Consider the following 5691-nt stretch of genomic DNA (forward strand, 5'->3'; position numbering starts at 1 on the left):
GCTCAGGAGCTGCCGGTGGGGGGAGCGGTCCGGGCCGTCGGCGGACGGCTGCCCGAGGAACCGCCCCGGCCGTGAGTGCGCGGCCCCGAGGGTGGCGACGGCCAGTCTGGCGGGCCCGGTCCCGCCCCGGCGTCCGGCGTCCAGCGCTGCGAGAACCTCCTCGCGATCGCGGCCCGCGTAGACATCGAGGCTGGGTTGCAGGGGCAGCACGGCACTCCTCGGGGGGACAGGCGTGGTGGGGGCGGCGTTCACAGGGCGACGACGTCCAGAACGGACTCGGTGTCGGGGTGATGGATGAACCGGTGTTCCCGCAGGCCCGCGCGGGCCAGCAGCGGGGCGAAGTCGGCGCGGCCCCGGTTGTGGCCGCCGAACATGGTCAGCACCATCAGATCGACCGCGGGGATGATCGCGGTACGGTCCCCTGGATCGGGCACGAGCCCCACGATCAGCGCATGGGCCCCGCCGGGCATGGCCTCGCGGACGGAGCGCAGGATACGGACGGTGTCGTCGTCGTCCCAGTTGTGCAGCACCCGGCTGAGCAGATAGACATCGCCGCCGCCCGGCACCTGCTCGAAGAAGCTCCCGGGGCTCAGGGCGCACCGGCCGGCGACTCCCGCCCGCTCCAGGACCTCCCCCGCGGAGCCCACCACATGGGGGAGGTCGAACAGGGTACCCGTGAGCTGGCGGTGCTCGGCGAGCACCGCGGCCAGCAGCGCGCCGTGGCCGCCGCCGACATCGACGATGTGCCGGTCCCCGGAGAAGTCGTGTGCGGCCAGGAGGACATCGGTGGCCGTCGAGGTGTTCATGGCCCGCTGGAACAGTTCGGCGAGCGCGGGCCGTCCGGCGACATAGTCGTACATCGGCATGCCGTAGACGCTGTCGAACGCGGGCCTGCCCGTACGCAGGGTGTGCGCCGCGGCCGTCCAGGGGCGGAGGAACTCCTCGGTCGTCAGCAGGCGCAGCAGTCCGTGGAGGGAGCCGGGGGCGTCCGGGAGGAGCACCCGCCCCATCTCGGTGAGCGCGAAGGTACCGGGCGCGGGCTGGGAGAAGACGCCGCTCGCACAGCCCGCCCGCAGAAAGCGGGTGAGGGCACCGGGGTCGCAGGCGGTGCGCTCCGCGATCCGCCCGGCCTCCAGCGGGCCGTCGGCGAGCGCTTCGACGGCACCGACCTCCACCAGCGCTGACAGGCCGAGCGCCACCCACGGGGTGCTGAAGACACGGGTGAACTCGGCGGCGGCGGCGCGTTGCGGCCTCGCGTCACCGCCCGGGTCGGACACTGCGGCGCGGGGCGTGACGACGGCGGGCGTCATCATGGAAATCATCTCCGGACGTCGATCAGATCGGCATTGCTCCCGGGCTGTCGCCTGCCGTCCGCCGTTGCCTGGCTGGGCCGGCCCCGGGGCGCGGCGACGGGGAACGGCGTGATCAACGATGCGCGGGCCGAAGAGTTTCTCACCGTGCGCCCGGGTGGGCCCGAGTCGCCCGCACCGCGGGCAGTGGTACGGGAAGGGCCGCCGTGCCCGTTCCCCCGGGCCCGGCCCGCCACCACCGGCACACGGCGGTTCGGGGTGACGGGGTGGGCGCTGACCGACCGGCGGACCGGCGGACTCTGGGGCTGTCGGAGTGGACCCCCGGAACCGGCGCCGGCCGGAGTGGGGTGCACCCGGGCTGTCGGAGTGGACCCCGGAGCCGGGGCCGGTCGGAGTGGACCCCCGGAACCGGGTCCGCCGGAGCGCGGGGCCCGGGACCGCCGGAATCGGTCTCCCGGGCCCCGGGCTCCCCGGGGTCCGGTCAGATCACTCCCTGCGCCAGCATCGCCTCCGCGACCAGCTCGAAGCCCGCGATGTTCGCCCCCGCCGCGTAGTTCCCCGGCTGGCCGTAGCGCTCGGCCGTCTCGTGGCACGAGTCATGGATATGCCGCATGATCTCCGCGAGCCGTGCCTCGGTGTGCTGGAACGACCACGAGTCGCGCGACGCGTTCTGCTGCATCTCCAGCGCGCTGGTCGCGACCCCGCCCGCGTTCGCCGCCTTGCCGGGGCCGAAGGCGACCCCGGCGGTCCGCAGAACCCGGAACGCCTCGGGGGTGGTGGGCATGTTCGCGCCCTCCGCGACCGCCTTGACCCCGCCGCGCACCAGCGCGAGCGCGTCGGCCTCGGCCAGCTCGTTCTGTGTCGCACACGGCAGGGCCACATCGCACGGCACCTGCCAGACACCGGAACCCTCGACATAGCGGGCGGCCGAGCCGCGCCGCTCGGCGTAGTCGGCCACCCGGCCCCGCTCGACGTTCTTGACCAGCTTGAGCAGCTCCGTGTCGATGCCCTTCTCGTCCACCACATAGCCGTCGGAGTCCGAGCAGGTGACCACGGACGCACCGAGCTGCTGTGCCTTCTCGATCGCGTGGATGGCGACATTGCCCGAGCCGGACACCGTGACCCGCTGCCCGTCGAAGTCCTCGCCCAGGGTCCGCAGCATCTGGGCGGTGAACAGCACGCATCCGTATCCGGTGGCCTCGGTGCGGGCCTGGGCGCCGCCCCAGGCGAGACCCTTGCCGGTGAGGACGCCGGACTCGTACCGGTTGGTGATCCGCTTGTACTGGCCGAACAGATAGCCGATCTCGCGCTGACCCACCCCGATGTCACCCGCCGGGACATCGGTGTACTCGCCCAGATGCCGGTACAGCTCGGTCATGAACGACTGGCAGAACCGCATGATCTCGCCGTCCGAGCGGCCCTTGGGATCGAAGTCGCTGCCGCCCTTCCCGCCGCCGATGGGCATTCCGGTGAGGGCGTTCTTGAAGATCTGCTCGAAGCCGAGGAACTTGACGATGCCGACGTTCACCGAGGGGTGGAAGCGCAGGCCGCCCTTGAACGGGCCGAGTGCACTGTTGAACTCCACCCGGAAGCCCCGGTTGACATGGATCTCACCGGAATCGTCCACCCACGGCACCCGGAAGATCAGCTGCCGTTCCGGCTCGCAGATCCGCTCGATGATCTTGGCGTCGACGAACTCGGGCCGCCGTGCGAACACCGGTCCCAGGCTCTCCAGGACTTCCCGTACGGCCTGGTGGAACTCGGCCTCTCCGGGGTTGCGGCGCAGCACCTGCGCGTACAGCGGCTCAAGGACACGGCCTTGGGCACCGTTCGGTGATCCGGCGGACGGTGAGGGAGACAGGGGAGATGGCGCCATCGGTGATCGGGCTCCTCGGCACGTCGGGAACGGAGGGCGACAACTGTGCGGAGGCGACCGGTCGCCCTTGACCGGTGCCGTCCGACGTCCGGTGAACCGGACAACACAGGAGCGACCTTCCCATAATGATGGATGCGTTCTGCAACGATACTCATGAGTCCCGTCGGCGCTTAGGCCGGGCGGCCCCGGCCCACTGGGACGAACGGGGGAGGTCAGCGGGATCGCGGCCCGGCCGGGCGGCCCACCGCCCTCCTCCCGCCGCCCTCCTCCGCCGCCCTCCTCCCGCCGGTCGGTGTGCCCCCCCCGCGCTCGTCCGGCGCGTATCCGGGTCGGTGTACGGGCGTCGTACGCCGGACGTCACCGACGCCGTGAGGTGCTCAGGCGGACCGCGAGATCACCGCGCGGACGGCGTCGACCCGGTCGGCCAGGCCGGCGGCGGGGATGTCGATGAGTTCATAGCCGAACGCGCGGTAGCTGCGGGCGTGGATCTCCTCGAACACCAGCGACTCCGCGTAACTGATCCGGCGCGCGCCGGTTGGCTCACAGAACCCCGGACTGCGGACGAAGAGCACCTGGCGCCGGTAGATCCCCTCGGTGGTGATGCGCTCGATCTCCTCGGTGAGCGCCCGGGACACCGGCCGCCCCAGATACCTGGCGAGCGCGTAGGTACAGACCGGCGACCGGTCGAAGACCTGGACGGAGCCCCTCACGGGGGCATGCAGCTGCCGTCGCTTCTGCAGGGCCACGACCTCGTCGACAAAGGATTCCCTCGTCCACGGCTCGTCCTCGCCCCGGGCCTGCGCCTGTTCGATGACGGCGGTCGCCGCTTCGCCGACGACCGCGTAGCCGAGACCGGCCAGACCCCGCAGGATCGAGGTCTTGCCCGCGCCCGGGGTGCCGGTGAGTATGTACCGTCGCATGGATCGGAAGCCTTTCTTACGGTGGGGGACATGCCCACCGGCCCACCGGGGGTCTCCCCGCGCCGGCGCGGTGGGGGGAGACGGCGGTCGGAACGGGCCTCGAACGGCTCGGCTGCCGGAGGTGCCCTCGTTCCACGGCGTCGTGCGGGCGGCCACGGCCGCGGCGCTTGATCCGACGCTGGGATCCATGACAACTCGCCGACCCGAATCCGTCAACCTCCCCTCGGGCCCGCCACCCCTCGACGGCCCGCCGCGCACCGCCCGCCCGGCCGTCAGGGTCCGGGCGCCGTACGCCCGGCGCACCACGGCGTGGCGCAACCGGCGCGCGTAACCGGCGGCCTGCCGTGACAGTTGGCCCGGCATGCGTAAACGCCACTCTCCGCCGACTGCGCCCGGTCGGCGTGGGGCTCCGTCCATCCTGCGGGTAGCGTCCGCCTCCCTCGCCGGGACCGCCATCGAGTTCTATGACTTCTTCGCCTACGGCACCGCCGCGGCCCTCGTCCTGGGACCGCTGTTCTTCCCCTCGTTCTCACCGATGGCCGCGACCCTCGCCGCCTTCGGCACCTTCGCCGCCGGCTTCGTCTCCCGCCCGGTCGGCTCGCTGATCTTCGGCCATATCGGCGACCGCTACGGCCGGCGCCCGGTACTGTTCGCGTCCCTGCTGACGACCGGGCTCGCCACCGTCGCGGTGGGCTGTGTGCCGTCGTACGCGTCCATCGGCATCGCCGCCCCCTTACTCCTGCTGGTACTCCGCTTCGTCCAGGGGATCGGGGTCGGGGGCGAGTGGGGCGGTGCCGTACTGCTCACCGCCGAGCACGCCCCGGCCCGGCGGCGCGCGCTGTGGTGCAGCTTTCCCCAGATGGGACCCCCGCTGGGCTTTCTGCTGGCCAACGGCACGATGCTCGCCCTGTCCGCCACCCTGACCGATGCCCAGTTCCGCGACTGGGGCTGGCGGGTGCCGTTCTGGGCGGCGGGCCTGCTCGCGGCCGGCGGCCTGCTGCTGCGCACCTCGCTGGCCGAGACCCCCCAGTTCCGCGAGCTGGCCGAGCGCGGCGGACGGGCGGCGGCACCGACCGTCGAGGTGCTGCGGGACCACTGGCGCCTGCTGCTGCTGACCGCCGGCGCCCTGTCGGTCGGATACGCGGTCTTCTACTCGGTGAGCACGTGGGCGCTGGCGTACGGAACGGATCAACTCGGCGTCAGCCGGACGCTGATGCTGACCCTGGTCATGGCGGCGGTGGCCGTGAAGGGCGTACTGACCCCCTTCGCGGCGCTGCTCGGCGACCGGTTCGGCCGCCGTCCGCTGTGCCTGGCGGGAAGCCTGTTCGCGGCCGTGTGGATGTTCCCCTTCATCGCGCTGCTGTGCACCGCCGAGCCGGTCCTGATGTTCCTCGGTCTTGTCGTCTCCCTGGTCGGCTTCCTCACGATGTTCGCGGTGATCGCCGCGTATCTGCCGGAGCTGTACGAACCACGTGTACGGTGCACGGGCGCCGCCGTCGGCTACAACCTCGCCGGTGTACTCGGCGGGGCGCTCACCCCGATCGTGGCGACCGCCCTCTCGGGCGGCACCGGGCCGCCCTGGGGG

Annotated in this window: 6 protein-coding genes; 2 read left to right on the plus strand and 4 right to left on the minus strand. The window is 72.3% G+C overall.

Annotation, left to right across the window (positions count from 1 at the left end):
• From ACWF94_RS31390 to ACWF94_RS31405, 4 genes are all read right to left on the minus strand, one after another.
• Positions 1-210 (minus strand): hypothetical protein (locus tag ACWF94_RS31390; RefSeq protein ID WP_453496107.1); only part of this gene is annotated, 210 nt, incomplete at its 3' end.
• A gap of 38 nt (positions 211-248) precedes the next feature.
• Positions 249-1313: a methyltransferase gene (locus ACWF94_RS31395; RefSeq protein ID WP_453496110.1), complete on the minus strand. Its 1065-nt coding sequence runs from the start codon at positions 1311-1313 to the stop codon at positions 249-251.
• A gap of 478 nt (positions 1314-1791) precedes the next feature.
• On the minus strand, positions 1792-3186 hold the full coding sequence (gdhA, locus tag ACWF94_RS31400) for an NADP-specific glutamate dehydrogenase (RefSeq protein ID WP_453496113.1): 1395 nt from the start codon (positions 3184-3186) through the stop codon (positions 1792-1794).
• A 377-nt stretch (positions 3187-3563) separates the two neighbouring features.
• The gene (locus tag ACWF94_RS31405) at positions 3564-4106 is read right to left on the minus strand and encodes an AAA family ATPase (protein ID WP_453496116.1); all 543 of its coding nucleotides are present in this window, start codon (positions 4104-4106) and stop codon (positions 3564-3566) included.
• Positions 4107-4293: 187 nt separating this feature from the next.
• On the opposite strand from ACWF94_RS31405, the gene ACWF94_RS31410 reads away from it, so the two are divergent.
• Both ACWF94_RS31410 and ACWF94_RS31415 read left to right on the plus strand, forming a co-directional pair.
• Entirely contained in the window at positions 4294-4437 is a 144-nt protein-coding gene (locus ACWF94_RS31410; protein ID WP_453496119.1) for a hypothetical protein, read from the plus strand.
• A gap of 84 nt (positions 4438-4521) precedes the next feature.
• Positions 4522-5691 (plus strand): MFS transporter (locus tag ACWF94_RS31415; protein WP_453496122.1); only part of this gene is annotated, 1170 nt, incomplete at its 3' end.

It is taken from the genome of Streptomyces sp. NPDC055078 (assembly GCF_053607985.1).